Source organism: Asticcacaulis machinosus, from assembly GCF_028550435.1.
In the GTDB taxonomy this organism is placed as follows: domain Bacteria; phylum Pseudomonadota; class Alphaproteobacteria; order Caulobacterales; family Caulobacteraceae; genus Asticcacaulis; species Asticcacaulis machinosus.
In genome coordinates this window covers 479,228-497,664 of sequence record NZ_JAQQKV010000001.1, presented here as the reverse complement: position 1 = coordinate 497,664, position 18,437 = coordinate 479,228, and the positions used below count along the sequence as shown (strand labels likewise).

At 53.5% G+C, this 18,437-nt stretch carries 19 protein-coding genes; 10 read left to right on the top strand and 9 right to left on the bottom strand.

Features of this window, described 5'->3' with window-relative positions; genetic code table 11:
* Positions 1-3: 3 nt before the first annotated feature.
* From PQU98_RS02420 to PQU98_RS02410, 3 genes are all read right to left on the bottom strand, one after another.
* Entirely contained in the window at positions 4-711 is a 708-nt protein-coding gene (locus PQU98_RS02420; RefSeq protein ID WP_272743275.1) for a thioredoxin domain-containing protein, read from the bottom strand.
* 20 nt (positions 712-731) lie between these two features.
* On the bottom strand, positions 732-1,352 hold the full coding sequence (locus PQU98_RS02415) for a DsbA family protein (protein WP_272743274.1): 621 nt from the start codon (positions 1,350-1,352) through the stop codon (positions 732-734).
* Positions 1,353-1,461: 109 nt separating this feature from the next.
* On the bottom strand, positions 1,462-2,118 hold the full coding sequence (locus PQU98_RS02410) for a DUF721 domain-containing protein (RefSeq protein ID WP_272743273.1): 657 nt from the start codon (positions 2,116-2,118) through the stop codon (positions 1,462-1,464).
* Here PQU98_RS02410 and mutY point away from each other — a divergent pair.
* Positions 2,117-3,205 (top strand): A/G-specific adenine glycosylase, encoded by a 1,089-nt coding sequence (gene mutY, locus PQU98_RS02405; RefSeq protein WP_272743272.1) that lies wholly within the window; start codon positions 2,117-2,119, stop codon positions 3,203-3,205. The two genes, PQU98_RS02410 and mutY, sit on opposite strands and share 2 nt — an antisense overlap.
* A gap of 2 nt (positions 3,206-3,207) precedes the next feature.
* On the opposite strand, the gene PQU98_RS02400 is transcribed toward mutY, so the two are convergent.
* From PQU98_RS02400 to tldD, 4 genes are all read right to left on the bottom strand, one after another.
* Positions 3,208-4,614, bottom strand: coding sequence for a hypothetical protein (locus tag PQU98_RS02400; protein WP_272743271.1), 1,407 nt, complete (start codon positions 4,612-4,614; stop codon positions 3,208-3,210).
* 185 nt (positions 4,615-4,799) lie between these two features.
* The gene (locus tag PQU98_RS02395; RefSeq protein ID WP_272743270.1) at positions 4,800-5,921 is read right to left on the bottom strand and encodes a site-specific DNA-methyltransferase; all 1,122 of its coding nucleotides are present in this window, start codon (positions 5,919-5,921) and stop codon (positions 4,800-4,802) included.
* A 169-nt stretch (positions 5,922-6,090) separates the two neighbouring features.
* On the bottom strand, positions 6,091-6,726 hold the full coding sequence (gene rnhB, locus PQU98_RS02390; RefSeq protein WP_368408128.1) for a ribonuclease HII: 636 nt from the start codon (positions 6,724-6,726) through the stop codon (positions 6,091-6,093).
* The gene (gene tldD / locus PQU98_RS02385) at positions 6,723-8,180 is read right to left on the bottom strand and encodes a metalloprotease TldD (RefSeq protein ID WP_272743269.1); all 1,458 of its coding nucleotides are present in this window, start codon (positions 8,178-8,180) and stop codon (positions 6,723-6,725) included. Before tldD ends, rnhB begins: the two co-directional genes overlap by 4 nt.
* Before the next feature lie 435 nt (positions 8,181-8,615).
* Between tldD and coxB the strand changes: the two genes are divergently transcribed.
* The 8 genes from coxB (at position 8,616) to PQU98_RS02345 (ending at position 16,298) form a co-directional block, all read left to right on the top strand.
* A complete protein-coding gene (coxB, locus tag PQU98_RS02380; protein ID WP_438263853.1) occupies positions 8,616-9,620 on the top strand; it encodes a cytochrome c oxidase subunit II in 1,005 nt (334 codons plus the stop codon).
* A 26-nt stretch (positions 9,621-9,646) separates the two neighbouring features.
* Positions 9,647-11,320 carry a cytochrome c oxidase subunit I gene (gene ctaD, locus PQU98_RS02375; RefSeq protein ID WP_272743268.1) on the top strand — a complete coding sequence of 558 codons (1,674 nt, stop codon included), beginning with the start codon at positions 9,647-9,649 and terminating at the stop codon, positions 11,318-11,320.
* 124 nt (positions 11,321-11,444) lie between these two features.
* Positions 11,445-12,434, top strand: a complete 990-nt coding sequence (gene cyoE, locus PQU98_RS02370; RefSeq protein WP_272744473.1) for a heme o synthase — start codon at positions 11,445-11,447, stop codon at positions 12,432-12,434.
* Between the two features lie 2 nt (positions 12,435-12,436).
* Positions 12,437-12,601, top strand: coding sequence for a cytochrome c oxidase system small membrane protein (locus PQU98_RS02365; RefSeq protein ID WP_272743267.1), 165 nt, complete (start codon positions 12,437-12,439; stop codon positions 12,599-12,601).
* A gap of 2 nt (positions 12,602-12,603) precedes the next feature.
* Positions 12,604-13,146, top strand: a complete 543-nt coding sequence (locus PQU98_RS02360; RefSeq protein ID WP_272743266.1) for a cytochrome c oxidase assembly protein — start codon at positions 12,604-12,606, stop codon at positions 13,144-13,146.
* Positions 13,147-13,307: 161 nt separating this feature from the next.
* On the top strand, positions 13,308-14,180 hold the full coding sequence (locus PQU98_RS02355) for a cytochrome c oxidase subunit 3 (RefSeq protein WP_272743265.1): 873 nt from the start codon (positions 13,308-13,310) through the stop codon (positions 14,178-14,180).
* A 109-nt stretch (positions 14,181-14,289) separates the two neighbouring features.
* The gene (locus tag PQU98_RS02350; RefSeq protein ID WP_272743264.1) at positions 14,290-15,003 is read left to right on the top strand and encodes an SURF1 family protein; all 714 of its coding nucleotides are present in this window, start codon (positions 14,290-14,292) and stop codon (positions 15,001-15,003) included.
* Positions 15,004-15,008: 5 nt separating this feature from the next.
* A complete protein-coding gene (locus tag PQU98_RS02345) occupies positions 15,009-16,298 on the top strand; it encodes a M16 family metallopeptidase (protein WP_272743263.1) in 1,290 nt (429 codons plus the stop codon).
* Positions 16,299-16,305: 7 nt separating this feature from the next.
* Here PQU98_RS02345 and PQU98_RS02340 read toward each other — a convergent pair whose 3' ends face one another.
* Positions 16,306-16,926, bottom strand: coding sequence for a YqgE/AlgH family protein (locus tag PQU98_RS02340; RefSeq protein WP_272743262.1), 621 nt, complete (start codon positions 16,924-16,926; stop codon positions 16,306-16,308).
* A gap of 139 nt (positions 16,927-17,065) precedes the next feature.
* Here PQU98_RS02340 and PQU98_RS02335 point away from each other — a divergent pair, with 139 nt between their 5' ends.
* Entirely contained in the window at positions 17,066-17,548 is a 483-nt protein-coding gene (locus PQU98_RS02335; RefSeq protein ID WP_272743261.1) for a peroxiredoxin, read from the top strand.
* Between the two features lie 10 nt (positions 17,549-17,558).
* Here the strand turns inward: PQU98_RS02335 and PQU98_RS02330 are convergent, their stop codons facing one another.
* Complete coding sequence (locus PQU98_RS02330; protein ID WP_272743260.1) at positions 17,559-18,416, bottom strand: hypothetical protein; 858 nt, start codon at positions 18,414-18,416, stop codon at positions 17,559-17,561.
* Between the last annotated feature and the right edge of the window lie 21 nt (positions 18,417-18,437).

The following is an 18,437-nucleotide window of genomic DNA, read 5'->3' as shown; positions in this document are numbered from 1 at the left end:
GTCTTAAGATGATTTCTTTTTCGGTTTTTGCGCGGCGGCAATGGCGGCGTCAAAATCTTTCAGGTCTGTTTCACCGTCAAGGCGCACACCATTTACGAAGAAGGTTGGTGTGCCTTCGACCTTATTGGCCTGCATGGTTTTCTCCATGCGATCACGAACCTTTTGAAACAGCGCCTCGTCCTTAAGGCAGGTGTCCAGCGCCGCATCATCCATACCGACACGCGCGGCCAGAGTTTTAATCTCAGTCAGGGCGTCGCCGCTCTGGGCGACCTTAGCCTGATCTTTCAGGAAGCCGTCGACAACCGTGAAATAAGCTGTAGACGCCGTCATTTTGGCGGGTGGTTTGGCGGCGGCGCACCGCCCGACCATGTAGACCCCAAAGGCTACATTAGCCGGTTGCGTCGCCACTTCCCGGAACGTGAACTTGACCTTGCCGGTTTTGACGTACTTTTTTTCAAACTCTGGCCAGACCGATGTATGCCAATGCGCGCAGTGCGAGCAGGTGGCGGACGCGTATTGAATGACTTCGACAGGGGCCTTGGGGTTGCCTTTGAACATCTCAGGGAGTTCGGCCTGAGAGGCGGCCTTGTTTTGCGCGTACAATGATATGGGCGCCACTACCGCAAACCCTGCCGTAAGCCCAAGGGCGCAGCGAAGCACCAGCCCTCTGAGATTACGCGCCTTGAGTATGTCTATGTGCGGCAGTTTCATCATCGAAGCTATTGAACGATCTATTTAGCAGGCGATGCTGCGGCAAAGGCTGCGTCGAATTCTTTGATGTCGCCGCCTTTATAATCGTACTTCTTGCCGTTGATCAGGAAGGTGGGGGTGCCGGTGATATTGTGTTCTTTGATAGCGGCTTCCATGTTCGCGTTAATACGCTTCAGGCCTTCGGGGTCGGTGACGCACTTGTTGAAATCGTCATCCGACAGGCCAGCCGTTTTGGCCACGCGCAAAAGCACACCTTTGGCATCTCCGGTCTCAAAAATTTCCCGCTGTGACCGCATAACGGAGTCGATCACCTGAAAATATTTGTCCTTACCAGCGCATCGGGCCAGCAAAACCCCTGCGGCCGAGACATCATTGGGCGGCGTCAGGAACTCACGGAAGATATATTTAACCTTGCCCGTATCAATATAGTTTTTCTTGATGTCCGGAAATACGGTTTCATTAAACTGCGCACAGTGGCTGCAGGTCACGGACGCATATTCGACCAGGGTGATCGGTGCCGTTTCGGACCCCAGCACCATGTCATCTGACTTAACTGCATCCCCGCCTTTTGAGCAGGCAGACACCATCAGGCCCAGACCAAGGGTGGCCACGGTCAGGAATTTTCCAAAGTTCATAGACATATATGACACCACGTGTAGCAACGGAAATCGGGGATGGGTATTATAGCCGCTTGGGATCAATAGCTGATTCCGCATGCAGCCTTACTTCTTAAGCCTGTGTAAGGCGAGATTATGACCTCGGCAAGGGGGGCTTTGTGTTTTCGGAGGTCGTGGCGTTATCTTTGGCAATGACGGCGCGGCCAAGTTTCAACAGGGTTCGTTTCAAGCGCTCATCCGTCACGTCACGCAGACTGTTTTGAAGGATCAATTCCTGTTCGGCACTAAGCGGTTTTGAGCGGGGGGCGGTATTGCCTCTCAGGGCTGACTTTGCGACCTGCCCCTGAACAATGCGTAGACGACCAACTGAGCCCGCCCCTAAAAACAGATTGACGCGCGACAGGATCAAATCCTGCTGATGCTGAAGGATGGGGGCATAAGCACCTTCGCAGCGGATTTCGAGAATACCGCCACTGGTAGTGACACGACTGATGGTGGGGGGCGCGGCGGACTTTGACAGGCTGCCACGGGCAGAGGTTTGGGCGGGCGCTCGGGCGGCAATGATTTTCACCGGCTCTGACAGCTTGCTTAAGGATTCGCCGACAATCTCAGGCCATCGATTTTTGAGCCTCCCGGCACCGGTATCATACGCTTCAAAACGAGCGCTGAGGGTTTTGAGCATCGGCGCGATCTGGCGGTTGACAGGGGGCGGCGGTTTAGGCATCCGCTTAGTGCGTGTGGCGCGCAAAATGGCGACCGCGTCTTCAAGGGATGGTAGGTTCCGCTTCATGGCTGCGACTATAAACCTAACTGAGAATGATGTCTCGCGTTTACGGACAGATTTACTGAGCTGGTACGATCTTCATGCACGCACATTGCCTTGGCGGCGTGCGCCGGGCAAAAAATCAACAGTTGATCCGTATGCTGTATGGTTGTCTGAGGTGATGTTGCAGCAGACAACTGTGCCTCACGCCCAGCCTTATTTTGAGACATTTTTGAAGCGCTGGCCAACCGTGCAGGATTTGGCACAGGCAGATGATGGTGAGGTGATGGCGGCGTGGGCCGGACTTGGTTATTACTCAAGAGCGCGCAACCTGCTCAAAGGCGCGCGCATGGTCGTCAGCCAGTATCAGGGGGGCTTTCCCGATGACGAGATAAGCTTGCTGAAAATCCCCAGCTTTGGCCCCTATACGGCGGCGGCGGTCGCAGCTTTTGCGTTTGATAAACCGGCGAATGTTGTCGACGGCAATATTGAGCGCATCATGAGCCGGATCTATGCGGTTGATGAGTCTATGCCCGCGGCCAAGCCTAAACTTAAAGCTCTGGCTGCTCAGTGGGTCAGTGAAGACAGAGCGGCTGACTGGCCGCAAGCGCTGATGGATCTGGCGTCAGGTGTCTGCCGCCCGAAGTCACCAAAATGTGGTGAATGTCCGCTTAGCGAGGGATGCTTGGCTTATGAGTTGGATCAGGCGGAACGCTATCCGGTCAGACTGGCCAAGGCGGCAAAGCCTAGGCGATATGGTGCGGTATTTTTACTGGTCTCAAATGAAGGATTTATTGTTGAGAGGCGCCCGGATAAAGGTTTACTTGGGGGAATGCTGGGGCTGCCGCATCTTGAATGGCGCGGTGATGTGTGGGTGGATAATGATGTCTTGGATCAACTATTGATAGCGGATGTGGCGGCGGAATTGATTGGTCAATATGAGCATGTCTTTACGCATTTCGCGCTCACTCAAAACGTATGGCTGCAAAGGCTGACAGAGGACGAAATGTCTGAATTTTTGCGGCAGAATAATCGTTTTCAGCGACTTGGATTTGGCAATGAAAAAGCCTTGCCGACGGTTTTCGGCAAGGCTTTAAAGTTTCTTCCAATGTGAATTTAAACGCCTTTGTTGCTACCGTTTCCGGCAATAGTGCATTTCTCAGGCACGTTGGGGTTGGTGGCGGCAATATGGCAGGGCACGACCGGATTAAGGGCTGTGCGGGCCTTATTAAGTACGGTGATATAACCCATTTTGTTGTCGCAGCCGATTTCCATAACAATCTCACCTTTGCCGCCTGTAAACGCATAGCGCGCCTTATCGATTACGCACGCCTGCGGGATAGATTTGTGGCCGGCCGCAAGCCCTTTCAGGTGGGCGATCATGTCGTTTTCGCTAACGAATTTGCACGGCACTTCCAGGGTTTTTGCGGCAAAACAATCGTAGCTTTCAAAGGTGCTGGTGGCGCCTTCTGCCGGGATTAGGGCAATTAACCCCAGAGGCATTTGCGTGCATTTAAATTCAACGAGTTCGCGTTTGGTGTCGGATTGATAGCCGAGCTTGGCGTAGTTTTCGATGGTGCAGCTTACACCGCCCTTGGTTAGAGCGGCTTCAAATTTGGCCTTTCCGGCATCCATATCAGCCTGTTGCTTGGCTTTCAGGGCGCTCACATCCGTAAATTGACAGCCGCCGATGCTTGCCGCTTTGTCGCAACCAACGGTGGCTTTGTATTGGGCGTCTAAATCAGTGACCATGATAAAGCCGGGCTTTTCGCCGCAACCGATTTCGTAATATTCTGCCTCTTTTGTAGCACCCACAAAGCGGGCATTTGACATTGCGCATCCGGTGCCGGATTTTTTAACCTGAGGCGACAGATATTGCACTGCGGTTTCATGGGCGGTGCTTTCGCATTTCAGAGACGTGCCCTCAACCTTAAGACAATTCAGGAATTCGACTGACTGATCCTTGGATTTGTGAGTAGGGACTGTGAATATACCCCCAGGGGCATTTTTACACGCAATTTCATACAGTTCTTTGTCTTTGCTGACATTCGGCCCTATCCAGCGGGCACTGGCAATCGCGCAATTGGGAATTTTGGTCTGAGCAATCGGGCCCAGCCAGTAATGGCTCGTGCGGTTGGCTTTCAGTTTACAAACCATAGCGCCGGGATTTTGTTTATTGAGTGTTTGTGCCTGCAGGCAATCTATTGGGTCCCCAAAAGCATTGCCTTTGTTTTCCATGATCAGAAAGCCTTGCTGATTTTTGCAGGCAACTTCATAAGTGGTGGCCGCGACGGTTTTGCCGTCCTTAGTCGCCTCAACCTGACCCAGAGATTGAGCCTCAACAATTTCACACGGCATGCCAAACTGAGGAACCAGTTTCGTCGCCTCTTTGAGGGCTTGAGCCTGCTCGGCGGCGCGCGCGCGTTCAGCCGATTGCTGCCGTGTCTGCGCAAATGCCACAGAACCAAGCTGCAGTCCAAATATGGCCAAAACCATACCCGTCAGGGCTTTGGTGAATTTCATCCCTTTAGTCTCCCATGCAGACTTATGATCATCGCGTTAGGCGATTTATTTATGGGATAAATAGTGGGGGTGAAAAAAGATCGAAAGCAAGCAAAAATAATTGAATTTGATTTTTACGGGGCGATAATGACTACTAACTGTTGTTAAAAAGGCTCTGAAATCTTAATTTCAGAGCCTTTTTAACCTTAGTTCATATCCGCGCGGATACGAGAGCGCAGATCATCGATCGGTTTTAACCCGGCATCAGATTTGAAGCGCCAATATGTCCAGCCATTACAGGCCGGAGATTGTTCCAGCATTGCGCCGAGTTTATGGATCGACCCTGACAGGTCGCCGTGTACCAACGACCCATCGGCGCGGACGCGGGCGGTCTTTTGACCCTTCGGGCAATAAAGCGTATCGCCGGCATTGAGCAGACCTGCCTCAACCAATGCGCCAAACGGAACACGCGGTTCAGCTTTTTTGGAGCCCATGACTGCCAGATCAGTTTCACTGGCGCGGGCAACCTTGGCAATGCGGTTGAGGGCATGTTTGGCGTAGGTCTGATCGCGCTCAATGCCGATAAAATGGCGCCCCAGACGCTTGGCGGCCGCACCCGTCGTGCCCGTGCCAAAGAACGGGTCAAGCACAACATGGCCGGGTTTCGAGCACGATAGAAGGACGCGGTAGAGCAGGGATTCCGGCTTTTGGGTTGGGTGGGCCTTATTGCCATTTTCATCTTTCAGGCGCTCATCCCCCGTGCACAGCGGGATCGTCCAGTCCGAACGCATCTGGGTGTCTTCGTTGAAGGCTTTAAGGGCATCGTAATTAAAAGTGTAGCGTTTCTGGCCTTTGGATTTTGTCGCCCAGATCAGGGTTTCATGGGCATTGGTAAAGCGTGTGCCTTTGAAATTTGGCATCGGGTTGGATTTGCGCCAGATGACATCATTCATGACCCAGAACCCCAAGTCCTGCAGGGCAACGCCTAAGCGAAAGACATTGTGGTACGAGCCGATAACCCAGATGGCGCCATCGTCTTTCAGGACGCGCTGGCATTCGCGCATCCACTCACGGGTAAACTTGTCGTAGGCTTCGAAGGAGGCGAACTGATCCCACTCATCATCGACCGCGTCGACCTTGGAATTATCGGGGCGCAGCAAGTCTCCGCCCAATTGCAGATTATAGGGAGGATCAGCAAAGACCAGATCCACGGATTTGTCGGGCAGGGATTTCAGAATGTCCACACACTCACCGACATGAACCGTGTCCAGTTCCAGGGCGATGTTTGTCTTGGCGGTCAGTGCTTTTTGCGAAATAAGCCGGGACATCAGAAATCCTTATGGGTCAAATGAGAGCACGAATGTAATGCTCTGAATCCAAAGGAATAGAATCTCTTGTGGTTAACAAAAGGTGAAAACTTGACTCGTTGAGAATCAGGCGAATCATTTTTATGTGAGTGAGTCCTGAAAGACTCACTTTTGGATTCGTTTTGTTCTTTTATTGGGCTGTGGTCGCCAGATTTCGCACGGTGGCCCATGACCGGCGATGGATGGGCGAGGGGCCGTGTAAGCTGATCGCCTCTAAATGGGCTTTGGCCTGATAACCCTTATGCTTTTTGAAACCATAGGCCGGATAGATGGAATCCATCTCAATCATTATGCGGTCGCGGGCCGTTTTGGCGAGTATTGAGGCGGCGGCAATTGATAGCGACCTATCATCGCCCTTAATGATTGTCTGGGCTGGGATGCCGAGGATAGGGGCGCGATTGCCATCGATAAGGGCGTGATCGGCTTTAAGCGGCAGGCGGGCGACGGCTTCAGCCATGCCCCATAGAGTCGCCTGAAGGATGTTCAGGCAATCGATCAGCTCGCAGGAAACTTCGACAACGCTCCAGGCTAAAGCGCTTTGCTTTATCAAAGGTTCGATGTTGAAACGTTGTTTTTCGGTAAGTTTCTTGGAATCGCGGATCATTTCAGGGATATTATCCTGATCCAGTATTACAGCCGCCACGCACAGTGGGCCCGCGCACGGGCCGCGGCCAGCTTCATCGACGCCGCAGACATAACCGGTCAATTGAGATTCAAAGCTTAAATCAGGCATGGACACGGTTATAGCCGATTCGGTGCAAATCATCCCGTGCCGCCAACCGTAAGGCCTTTGATCTTGAGCGAGGGCTGGCCAATGCCGACGGGTACGCTTTGACCAGCCTTACCGCAGGTACCGACTCCCGGATCAAAGGCAAAGTCATTGCCTATCATCTCAATCTGGCGCATGGCAGCGGGGCCATCACCGATAAGGCTGGCACCCTTGACCGGCCGGGTGACCTTGCCGTCTTCGATAAGGTAGGCTTCGGTGCATTGGAATACGAATTTACCGTTGGTGATATCGACCTGCCCGCCGCTGAAATTAGCCGCATAAATCCCGCGTTTGGTGGAAGCAATCATATCGGCGCGAGTGTCATTACCGGCGCGCATGAAGGTATTGGTCATGCGCGGTAAGGGTTGGTGCGCATAGGATTGACGCCGCCCATTGCCGGTTGCCTCAACACCCATCTGTCGGGCCGATAAGCGGTCGTGCATGTAGCCAACCAAAATCCCGTCTTCAATTAAGGTAGTGCATGAGGTTGGCGTGCCTTCGTCGTCAATATTGAGTGAGCCACGCGCGTCGGTGATGGTGCCGTCATCGACGACTGTGACACCTTTGGCCGCGACCTGCTGCCCCATCTTACCGGAAAAGGCGGAGGTGCCTTTACGGTTGAAATCACCCTCAAGGCCGTGACCAACCGCTTCATGCAGCAGAACACCGGGCCAGCCATTGCCCAGCACGACATCCATTTCGCCGGTGGGGGCTGGTGTGGCATCAAGATTGACAAGAGCCTGACGCAAAGCCTCATCGACCTGCGCCTGCCAGTGTTCGGGCGAGGTAATCTCAAACAGGCTATAGCGGCCACCGCCGCCGGAGGATGCGCTTTCACGCTTTCCGCCGGCTTCGACCGATACGCTGATGCTGATGCGTATGAGTGGACGATAATCATGATAAACTTCACCCTGGCCACGCAAAATAGTGATGGCGCGTTTTTCGGCAGCAAGGCTTGCGGATACCTGGACGACATTCGGATTTTTGTCGCGGGCATAGGCATCGATGGCTTGCAGTAAAGCGATCTTCTCAGCAAAGGCCATTTCCGATAATGGATCGACCGCCTTGTAGCGTGACTGGTTTGAGCGGCGTGGATTGGCGGCAACTATGGCCGTATCAACCGATATGCCTGTTTTGGCTAGTACAGCCGCTTCGGAGGCGCGTTCGAGAGCACTTAAGGATAGCTCGGCACTGTTGGCAAAACCTATGGTTTGGCCTGCGACGACGCGAAAACCAAAGCCCTGATCCGCATTGTATGCAGAGGCTTTGAGGCGTCCGTCATCAAAAACCAGAGATTCGCTTTCACGGGTTTCAAAGAAGATTTCCCCGTCGTCGGCCCCCGTCAGGGCTTTATCGAGAATTATCCGGGCCGCATTGAGATCAATCTCACCCAGACCGGCACTCACCAGAGAATCGGATGAAACGGAATTGGGAGATAGAGGTGCGATCACGGGATATTCCTGAAGACTGAGTATTGGCTACCGCCCAACTTAAGCACGATTGGTGGTGAAGGCGAGGGGGGATGATACTTTTATAACAGGCTTGGTAAGGTGTTTTGGGTTTGCCTGTGACAAATGCGCGCATCCATAACCGTTCCAGAGGGGCTTTAATCGACCAAAGACCCGTTTTTTTCAAAATGTCCTTAGTCAATATAGGGAATAAGTTTTTTTGGCCTTTGCAACTTTCATATAATTCATTATGGGAACCCTAACTGATGGTGGGACAATTTGTCCGAATGGACGTATATGTCTGCGCCGGGGGCTGTGGGTGCGCCGGATTCGCTGGGTCGGGCGCCGCTCATAATGGCCTTAAGAGGATTTATTAAGATTCGGCGGCGAAAAACCTTAAGCGGTTTATCGCGGTCACAATTGATGAGGATTTAGCGAATGGGCATCCGAAGGCTGATCAAGACTTCGTCCATCATGGCAGGTACGGCCATTCTGTCCGGCTTGCTGGCGGCTACGGCCTTTGCGGCCGATACGCTGGGGCAGCCGACTGACGGCGCAATTGATTTGCAGCCAGCGGCCGCGCCGCTGAAGCATGACGCTATTTTCTTCCATGACATCATTCTGATGCCGATTATCACAGCGATCACGCTGCTGGTTTTGGCGCTTTTGGTCTGGATTGCGGTTCGCTACAATCGTAAAGCCAATCCGGTTCCGGCCAAGTTTTCGCACAACACCGCGATTGAAATTATCTGGACGGTCGTGCCGGTTCTGATCCTTGTGTTCATTGCCTTCTTCTCGTTCTCACTTTTGCGCAAATATCATGACATGCCTAAGCCTGACGTTGTGGTTAAGGCGACCGGCTTTCAGTGGTACTGGGCTTACGACTATCCTGAGCTGGGTGTCGAAGGCGTTGAGTCGCGCGTGCTGACCGAAGAAGACGCCAAGAAGGCTGGGAAGCCCTATCTGTTGGGTGCCGATAATGCGCTGGTAGTGCCGGTCGGTAAGGTCGTCCATGTCAAGGTCACAGCCTTTGACGTTATCCACGCTTTTGCTCTGCCGGCTTTTGGTCTCAAGACCGATGCCATTCCGGGGCGTCTGAATGACACCTGGTTCAAGGCTGAGAAAGTGGGCACCTATTACGGTCAGTGTTCGGAACTTTGTGGTGTTGATCACGCCTATATGCCTATCGAAATCAAGGTTGTTACCGACGCTGAATTTGATGACTACATCATCAAGGCGGGCGGCAAGACCAAGGTGATGCTGGCGGCTGAAGCACGTGCTGCCGAAGCTCAGGCGGCGGCCGATGCGGCTAAAGCTGCGGCTGATGCCGAAGCCGCAGCGGCGTCCGCGGCTGTAACCCCGGCCCCCACTGATGCTGCCGCTACTGCAACTTCCGCTGCTGCTGCGCCTGCCGCCACCCCGGCGGCCGCGCCGGCTCAATAGTATTTAGAGAAGAGAGACGAACGACCATGGCTTCTCATGACGCTGTCGCTCATGATCATCACGGTGATCACGATCACAAACCGGGCTTTTTTGCCCGCTGGTTCCTGTCGACCAACCACAAAGACATCGGCACACTTTACCTGCTGTTCGCTATTATGGCAGGCATTGTTGGCGGTGCTCTGTCAGGCTTGATTCGCTGGGAGTTGGCGCAACCGGGTCTTCAGGTTTTTGTCGAAGGCTCGATGCTGGATAAGCTGGGCATTTTTGAAGGCAAGCACGGTTATAATGCGGTTGTGACTGCTCACGCCATTATCATGATCTTCTTCATGGTTATGCCCGCGATGGTTGGTGGTTTCGGTAACTGGTTTGTACCGATCATGATCGGTGCGCCGGACATGGCCTTTCCTCGTCTGAATAATATTTCGTTCTGGCTGCTGGTTTCAGCTTGGGTTCTGCTGTGTATGTCGATGTTCGTTCCGGGCGGCCCTGGGGCTGGTCAGAATGGCTTCGGCGGCGGCTGGACCATGTATCCGCCATTATCGGGTAAGACGGGCTCTCCAGGTCAGGCGATGGATCTGGCGATCTTTGCGCTGCACGTTGCGGGTGCCTCGTCTATCCTTGGCGCGATCAACTTCATCACCACCATTTTCAACATGCGCGCGCCGGGTATGACCCTGCATCGTATGCCACTGTTTGCCTGGTCGATTTTGGTTACGGCGTTCCTGCTTCTGCTGTCTCTGCCAGTTCTGGCGGGCGCCATCACCATGCTGCTGACCGACCGTAACTTCGGCACGTCATTCTTTGATCCGGCGGGCGGCGGTGATCCGGTCATGTACCAGCATCTGTTCTGGTTCTTCGGTCACCCGGAAGTGTACATCCTCATCCTGCCGGGCTTTGGGATCATCTCGCACATCGTCTCGACCTTCTCGCGTAAGCCGGTGTTCGGTTATCTGGCGATGGCCTATGCTATGGTCGCCATCGGTTTCGTCGGCTTCATCGTGTGGGCGCACCACATGTACACAGTCGGCATGGGCATCCAGCTTCGTTCGTACTTCGTTATGGCCACTATGGTCATCGCTGTCCCGACGGGGGTGAAAATCTTCTCGTGGATTGCCACGATGTGGGGCGGCTCCATCGACTTTAAGGTGCCTATGCTGTGGGCGATCGGCTTTATCTTCCTGTTCACCCTTGGCGGTGTGACCGGTGTGGTGCTGTCGAATGCCGGTATCGATTACAGCCTGCATGACACCTACTACGTTGTTGCACACTTCCACTATGTTCTGTCGCTGGGGGCCGTGTTTGCGATCTTCGCCGGGTTCTATTACTGGTTCGAGAAGATGTTCGGCATTAAGTACAACGGCTTTCTGGGTGGTCTGCACTTCTGGGTCATGTTCATTGGTGTGAACATCATTTTCTTCCCGCAGCACTTCCTGGGTCTTCAGGGTATGCCACGTCGTTACGTCGACTATCCTGTGGCGTATGAATTCTGGAACAAAATCTCGTCCTGGGGTTATGCCATCACGGTTATCGGCGTCCTGATCTTCCTGATCATGCTGGTCGAAGCGGTTATCCGTCGCCGTAAGGCCGATGCAAATCCCTGGGGTGAGGGTGCGACTACGCTGGAGTGGACACTGTCCTCGCCGCCGCCTTACCACCAGTTTGAAGAGCTGCCGGTGATCAAGGAAGACGATCACCACTAACTCTGGCACCACTAATTCAGGGCTTTTAGCCTTGTGACTAACAAAGGGGGTGAGGGCCGATGGTCTTCGCCCCCTAACTTCATTCAAGTCTATTGGAAGCCCTGTGTCGGTTGAAACTGCGAACATGACCCTGCCTGAACCTGAGCTTAAATCATCGGATAAAGAGGCCCTGGACAAGATCTATGGCTCGAAAGCTTTGCATGGGTCTCCGAACGATTATTTCCAGCTCCTGAAGCCACGGGTCATGTCATTGGTGGTATTCACGGGGTTTACGGGACTTATTGTTGCCCCGGACAGCGTCAATCCCCTGATCGCCTTTGTGGCGGTGTTATGTATTGCATTAGGGGCGGGTGCTGCCGGGGCCTTCAATATGGCGCTGGAGCATGAAACAGATGCGCTGATGCGTCGCACCCGTGGACGACCTGTGGCGGCTGGACGGGTCTCAAGGCCGGATGCTATGGCTTTCGCCGGTGTACTGTCCGTCTTGTCGGTATTTATGATGGCGGTTAGCATCAATTTCATGGCCGCAGGGCTGCTGGCGCTCACCATTGTCTATTATGTGGTTTTGTACACCATGATCTTGAAGCGCCGCACGCCGCAGAATATCGTGATTGGCGGTGCTGCGGGTGCATTCCCGCCGGTAATTGGTTGGGCCGCAGCGACTGGAACCGCGCCGGTAGAGGCTTGGATTCTGTTTGCGATCATCTTTCTGTGGACGCCGCCCCATAGCTGGGCTCTGGCGCTTTACACGACCGAAGACTATAAAAATGCCGGTATTCCGATGATGCCGGTGGCAAAAGGGGCTAAATCGACCCGTCTGCAAATTCTGCTCTATAGCTTGATCATGGCGCCGGTCGCGTGTCTGCCGATCGCGTTTCATATGGGGGGGGCAACCTATATGGCGGTGTCGGTACTGGGCGGCGCGTTCTTTATCTTTCTGGCGGTAAAAGTCTTTTTGTCCCGTGCCGGCGATCACCCCGAAGGCGGAGAGGCTTCGCTTTATGATGTTAAGCGGGAAGCCAAACCGGCCCGTGATTTGTTTGCGTTTTCAATACTATATCTGACAGCGCTCTTTGCTACGCTCTTAGGTGAGCATATTTTCACAGGATTTTAGTTATGGCTGAACCCGATAAAAATACGCTTGCCGAAAACAAGAAGGCCTACCTTGCGGCGCAAAAGCGCCGCAATCTGGCGATTGGCCTGTCACTGGGGGCTTTTGTGCTTTTGGTGTTCATTGTCTCTGTCGTGCGCATGGCCGAAGGCGTGGCGGCAGGTCACTGATTATGGCCGGTTCCAAACTGACAAAAAATCAGAAGATGGGCCTGATCTGTGCGGGCATATTTGTGTTTATGGTCGGCCTGGCTTACGCATCAGTACCGCTGTACCGTCTGTTCTGTCAGGTCACCGGTTTTAACGGCACAACACAAAAAGCCGCCAAGGCCTCGAATGTCGTGCTGGACAAGGTTATCCGCGTTCGCTTCGATACCAATGTCAATAATGTTGACTTCCAGTTTAAGCCAGAACTGGCCTATCAGGATGTTCAGGTCGGTAAGACCGCTATGGCCTATTTCAAGGTCAAGAATCTGTCCGATCATCCCATCCGCGCGCAGGCCAGTTACAATGTATTGCCCGAAGCCATGGGCGGATATTTTATGAAGCTGGAATGTTTTTGCTTCACTGAGCAAACCTTTCAGGCCGGTGAGGAAAAAGAGTTTCCTATGGTCTATTACCTCGACCCGGAGATGGTAAATGACATTGACGCCAAGGGTACGGCTGATGTCACCTTGTCCTATACGTTTTTTCCGGTGAAAGAGGGCCAAAAGTAACGCAAAAACCACGCTTTCCGCCGGGTCTTTGCATTGTGTTTACAAACGATTTGGCATAAACGGACTTAAATAGGCTGCGTCTTTAGATGTGGCCACAGATTCTACGACCCATAGCCGCGCCCGCTTTTAAGGGGCAGGTGCAAACGAAGAGTTGAACAGACATGGCTCACGGCGCTAAGCACGACTATCACATTATCAACCCCAGTCCGTGGCCGCTTGTGTCCTCGGCGTTTGTCACGGTCATGTTTGTGGGCCTGGTCATCTGGCTCAAGGGCCTGTTTGGTCTTGAAAAAGGCACGTGGTATGTTTTTGCCATCGGCTTTGTCGGTATCCTTTACTCAATGTTCGGCTGGTGGAAGGACGTCATTAAGGAATCCAAGGGCGGCGACCATACGCCGGTTGTGCAACTTGGCCTTCGTTACGGCATGATCATGTTTATCGCTTCCGAAGTGATGTTCTTCGTGGCGTGGTTCTGGATCTTCTTTGAAATGGCCCTGTTTGGCAGCCACCGCGCGTCCGAGGCTTCGGCGATCGAAGAAGTCCGCACAGCCTGGTCGAACTGGCCGCCGCAAGGTGTTGAACTGGTCAGCGCCTGGCACTTGCCGCTGCTGAACACGCTTATCCTGTTGCTGTCGGGTACGACGGTTACCTGGGCGCACCATGCGCTTCAGGTGGGCAACCGTAAGGACGCCAAGCTGGGTCTGTTGCTGACGGTTATTCTGGGCGCGATTTTCACCGGCGTTCAGGCTTATGAATACCATCACATTATTGAGCATCACCTGTTCTTTAACGAAGAAGCTGCCAATTCCGGTCTCTATGGTTCGTCCTTCTTTATGGCGACCGGTTTCCACGGTTTCCACGTTCTGATCGGCACTATCTTTCTGGCGGTCTGTCTGCTGCGCCTCATGGGCGGTGATTTCTCGCCCAAGAAGCACTTCGGCTTTGAGGCCGCAGCCTGGTACTGGCACTTCGTTGACGTGGTGTGGCTGTTCCTGTTCGCCTTTATCTATGTGGTTTTTGGGGTTGCCCATTAATCGGATAATACTTCAAACTGCGTGTTATCAAACTGAAGGCGGCGAACCGGTGACGGCTCGTCGTCTTCATTGTTTTGGCTTGGCTTACAGGATCCCGTAAATAGCACTCATGACCATCAAGTCCGCTTTGAAGTCCGCGCCACCGATCATGACCGTATGTGTCATCATGTTGTTCATCTGCCTTAATGCGCTTGGGGTTTGGCAGTTGCAGCGCCTGAAGTGGAAGCAGGACATGACGGCTGAGATGACGCGCACTCAGTCAATAGGCGCGCAGCCTGTTCGTGAAGTGATCGGCTCAGGCAAAGATGTGGCATGGCGCCAAGTCAGCATGGGCAACTGCTTTATCCAACCAGATAAATTGATCTACATGCACGGCCTGCTGAATGGCGTTCAGGGCTATCATGTTCTGGGGTCTTGTCCGTTTGACGCAAATCATAAAATCATAACCGAACTTGGTTTTGTCGAGGTGCCCTTACCTCAGAATGCGCCAATAATAACGTCTGTGATTGGTCGCCTGCGTAAGCTTGATTCGATCCCGGCCGGTATGACCCCGCCCAATGTCCCATCCGACAACGAATGGTACTGGCGCTCGTCGCGTGAGTTGTCAAAAGCCTTAGATATGCCTTTGCGCGAAGACTATTTCGTCATCATGGATCTGGAAAAGTCAGGCCTCGATATTCCGGGCATGGTCCAAAGCCCGATGACAGCGCCCTTGACCAATCGTCATCTAGAATATGCTCTGACCTGGTTTGGGCTGGCCTGGACCTTATTGGCGGTCTTTGCGGCGGTCGTATTCCAAAAATATAAGAAAGTGAACGCTTAGTCCCTATGAGTGAGACCGCACTTGCCGGAAGTGATATCCGTCTTTACCGCTTCGAAAATGGCCTGAGGCTTTTGGTTGACCCCATGCCGGGTCTTAAGACATTTGCCCTGACCGCGATTGTGCATGGCGGCACGCGCTTTGAAACAGAAACCCAATCCGGGTGGGCACACTTACTGGAACACATGGTCTTCAAAGGTGCTGGCGGGCGCAGCGCGCGCGAACTGGCCGAGGTCATTGAGCATCAGGGCGGTACGATCAATGCCTCGACCAGCTATGAGCATACGCGTTTTGAAGTGAGGGGCATGAGCCACCTGTTGCCCTTGGCGCTTGAGGTGGTCACCGACCTTATGTTCCGGCCCACCATGTCACCGGATGAGCTTAAACGCGAAAAACTGGTCGTGGGCCAAGAGATATCCGAAGCCTTTGACACTCCTGATGATCATGTTTTTGATCTGCTTCAATCGGCGTGCTTTGCCGGGCAAAGTCTGGGGCGGCCAATTCTGGGGACGGTAAAAAGTCTGAAACCGGTTGATGCGCCGACCTTACGTCAGTTTGCCCATAGGCTATATGCGCCGCAAAATATGACGATGTGTGTCTCAGGTGGTATCGAGCCGGATAGCACCTATCACGCACTGTCGGCAATGCTTGAGGGCATAGAGCCTGTTGCAGCCCTGCCTGAGCCATTGCCGGGCCAGTTTAGTCGTGAACATAAACATCTTACGCGCCGGATTGAGCAGGTGAATCTGGCCTTGGCTTTTGAGGGTGTTGACCGTTTTGATGATGACCTGTTTGCGACCCGTCTTTTTTGCGAAATCTTGGGCGGTGGCATGGCATCACGTCTGTTTCAGTCTGCGCGTGAGGATCGGGGGCTGGCCTATACTATTGATGCCTGGTCAACCCAGTATCGCGACACCGGTGTGATCGGTGTCTATGCGGGATGTCTGGCAGCGGATGTCGAGCCTCTATGTGAATTGATCGCCCAGAACCTGCGCGATTTGACCCACGATCCTTTGGAGCGCGAACTTGAGAGGGCGCGGGCACAGTTTAAGACATCTCTGTATCTGAATGAAGAAAGCCCGGCTATGCGGGCCGGGGCCTACGCGGCACAACTGCTGACTTATGGACGGCTGTTTGGCATCGATGAGCAGGCCCGTGATCTGGATGCCGTCACGCGCGATGACCTCAGCCGGGTGGGCCAGTTAGTTCTGACGCAGGGTGGTTGCGCATCGGCTATACTGGGCCCGCGCCTAAAGATTGAACCAGAATTGGCCCTCAATCAGATTTTTTCGACCTGACTACGGATCATGCTGTGCCTGATTGCGTGCTTAGATGCTCTTGCGAAATACCAAGAGAGGACAATGCCTTTTCCCACATACGTTCCGGCGTATTGGTGAAGATAATAGCTTTGTCCGCCGGCGCGATCAGCCAGACATTCTGGCGAATTTCTTCCTCTAACTGACCTGCGGTCCATCCAGCATAACCCAGAGCAATGACCGCGTCTTGCGGCCCTTCGCCTTTTGAAAGGTCAACCAGAATATCGCGGGTAGCGGTAAGTCCAAGGCCGGAGACGGGGGCCGGCTCACCGTCGCGCGTGAGGCGCAGAGTTATGTCTTTCAGGCAGTAGTCAAGGCTGTGCAGCACAAAACCACGGTCATTTTGTACCGGCCCACCATTGAAAATTTTTTGAGTAGCCCGTTCACCATCCGTCATTTCAATTCCGAGTTCATCAAGCATCCGGCCGAAATCAAGGCCCCTGATCGGATGATTGAGGACAAGGCCCATCGCCGAGTCTTCGTCGTGCTGGCACACATAGATGACGCTATGGTCGAAATTCGGATCATCCAGACTCGGCATGGCAATCAGGAGTTGGCCCTGCAATGAGTTAGGATCGAGAGGTGCCGGAGGTGTAATGGGGTTGCTCATGCTATTTATGATGGGGATTTGCGTGTCGGTTTCAAGCCGAAACCTTTAAAATGATAATACACACTATGTTGACTTGGCGCACGGTAGCACACAGCCTATATGGCCTGTTCTCCCATAAGATGACAATAAGGACTTCATCATGACTATTAACACCGGCGACAGCTTACCGGATGTGACCTTTTCAACGCCGACCGAAGACGGCCCTAAGCCCATCAGCAGCCAGGATGTGTTTGCCGGTAAAACCGTAGTGCTGTTTGCGGTGCCTGGTGCCTTTACGCCAACTTGCTCGGCGCGGCATTTACCCGGGTACAAAGATCAGGCATCAGCCCTGAAAGCCAAGGGTGTCGACGCCATCGTCTGCACCAGCGTCAATGATGCCTTCGTGATGAAAGCTTGGGCCAAGGATCAGAACATTGGCGATGAAATCGTCATGCTGGGTGACGGCAATGGTGATTTCGCCAAGGCTGTAGGGCTTACTATGGACGGCAGCCAGTTCGGCATGGGGCTGCGGTCTCAGCGTTATGCGCTCATCGCCCGTGACGGCGTGGTTGAGAAACTATTCGTCGAAGCGCCCGGTGAGTTTAAGGTGTCTGCGGCCGATTACGTGCTGGAAAATATCTGATTAGCTGTTGTTACTTTTTACGGTGGGGCCGATAGGGTTTTTCGGTCTCGCCGTCCTTGGCGGGAATGACCCATTCTGTTTTGCGCTTAGGCGTTGGGATTGCGGTCGTTGCTGTGTCTTCGCTCGCGGGCGCATAGAGTATTGTGTAGGGCAAGGGGGCCGAAGGCAGCGCAACAACCGCTTGCGGGCTGGCAGGTTCGACTGCCGCTTGATCAGCAGATCCTGACGACGATGCCGGATCAAGCCGTACCGACATGACCATGATCGGGGGTTCTGTGGTTGTGGGCGCGGCAGGGGCCTCTGCTATATAAGGCCGGGGGCCTATAGGCGTTCCGCTCAGAAAGGCCAGTTTAGCTTCAAAATCTGAGTTCAGGGCGACCTGTTTATTGACGGTCAGGCTGCTGGAGCAGATGCGGGTCGTAATGTCGTCAGGACGTTCAAACGCGACGTCGGTTTCCGATTGCAGGTGGTAATACGGGTTCTGCTTACACACCGTTTTAGTACTGGAAACACGAGCTGCATCCAATGCCAGAATGCGGAAAAAATTATACTGATCAATGTTATCAGACGCTAAGGCCAGGATGGCTATATCAGGCACATAGTTGATGCGGGCCGTATCGAAGCCATCAAAAGTATCAAGTTCATCAAGCACCTTCAGTGCAGCCTTATACTGACGCTGACCGATCAAGGTGCGCGCTTTTTTGACCAGGACATCGTCGTAGGTGATCGAAGGATTGTTGTGCAACCGGTATTCAGGCGATGCCAGAAATTGACGGGCATCAGCCGCGGTCTGAGCCAGCGCGTGCGTTGATGCCCCAAGACATAAGGCCACACATACACCCATGCCGGTTATTACCGGTAACTTCATATTGCCCTCCTGAAAAACACC

Coding starts and splice junctions, on each gene's coding strand:
- PQU98_RS02420 (WP_272743275.1), bottom strand. CDS start 711: ATGAAACTGCCGCACATAGACATACTCAAGGCGCGTAATCTCAGAGGG.
- PQU98_RS02415 (WP_272743274.1), bottom strand. CDS start 1,352: ATGTCTATGAACTTTGGAAAATTCCTGACCGTGGCCACCCTTGGTCTG.
- mutY (WP_272743272.1), top strand. CDS start 2,117: ATGGCTGCGACTATAAACCTAACTGAGAATGATGTCTCGCGTTTACGG.
- PQU98_RS02410 (WP_272743273.1), bottom strand. CDS start 2,118: ATGAAGCGGAACCTACCATCCCTTGAAGACGCGGTCGCCATTTTGCGC.
- PQU98_RS02400 (WP_272743271.1), bottom strand. CDS start 4,614: ATGAAATTCACCAAAGCCCTGACGGGTATGGTTTTGGCCATATTTGGA.
- PQU98_RS02395 (WP_272743270.1), bottom strand. CDS start 5,921: ATGTCCCGGCTTATTTCGCAAAAAGCACTGACCGCCAAGACAAACATC.
- rnhB (WP_368408128.1), bottom strand. CDS start 6,726: ATGATTTGCACCGAATCGGCTATAACCGTGTCCATGCCTGATTTAAGC.
- coxB (WP_438263853.1), top strand. CDS start 8,616: ATGGGCATCCGAAGGCTGATCAAGACTTCGTCCATCATGGCAGGTACG.
- ctaD (WP_272743268.1), top strand. CDS start 9,647: ATGGCTTCTCATGACGCTGTCGCTCATGATCATCACGGTGATCACGAT.
- cyoE (WP_272744473.1), top strand. CDS start 11,445: ATGACCCTGCCTGAACCTGAGCTTAAATCATCGGATAAAGAGGCCCTG.
- PQU98_RS02365 (WP_272743267.1), top strand. CDS start 12,437: ATGGCTGAACCCGATAAAAATACGCTTGCCGAAAACAAGAAGGCCTAC.
- PQU98_RS02360 (WP_272743266.1), top strand. CDS start 12,604: ATGGCCGGTTCCAAACTGACAAAAAATCAGAAGATGGGCCTGATCTGT.
- PQU98_RS02355 (WP_272743265.1), top strand. CDS start 13,308: ATGGCTCACGGCGCTAAGCACGACTATCACATTATCAACCCCAGTCCG.
- PQU98_RS02350 (WP_272743264.1), top strand. CDS start 14,290: ATGACCATCAAGTCCGCTTTGAAGTCCGCGCCACCGATCATGACCGTA.
- PQU98_RS02345 (WP_272743263.1), top strand. CDS start 15,009: ATGAGTGAGACCGCACTTGCCGGAAGTGATATCCGTCTTTACCGCTTC.
- PQU98_RS02340 (WP_272743262.1), bottom strand. CDS start 16,926: ATGAGCAACCCCATTACACCTCCGGCACCTCTCGATCCTAACTCATTG.
- PQU98_RS02335 (WP_272743261.1), top strand. CDS start 17,066: ATGACTATTAACACCGGCGACAGCTTACCGGATGTGACCTTTTCAACG.
- PQU98_RS02330 (WP_272743260.1), bottom strand. CDS start 18,416: ATGAAGTTACCGGTAATAACCGGCATGGGTGTATGTGTGGCCTTATGT.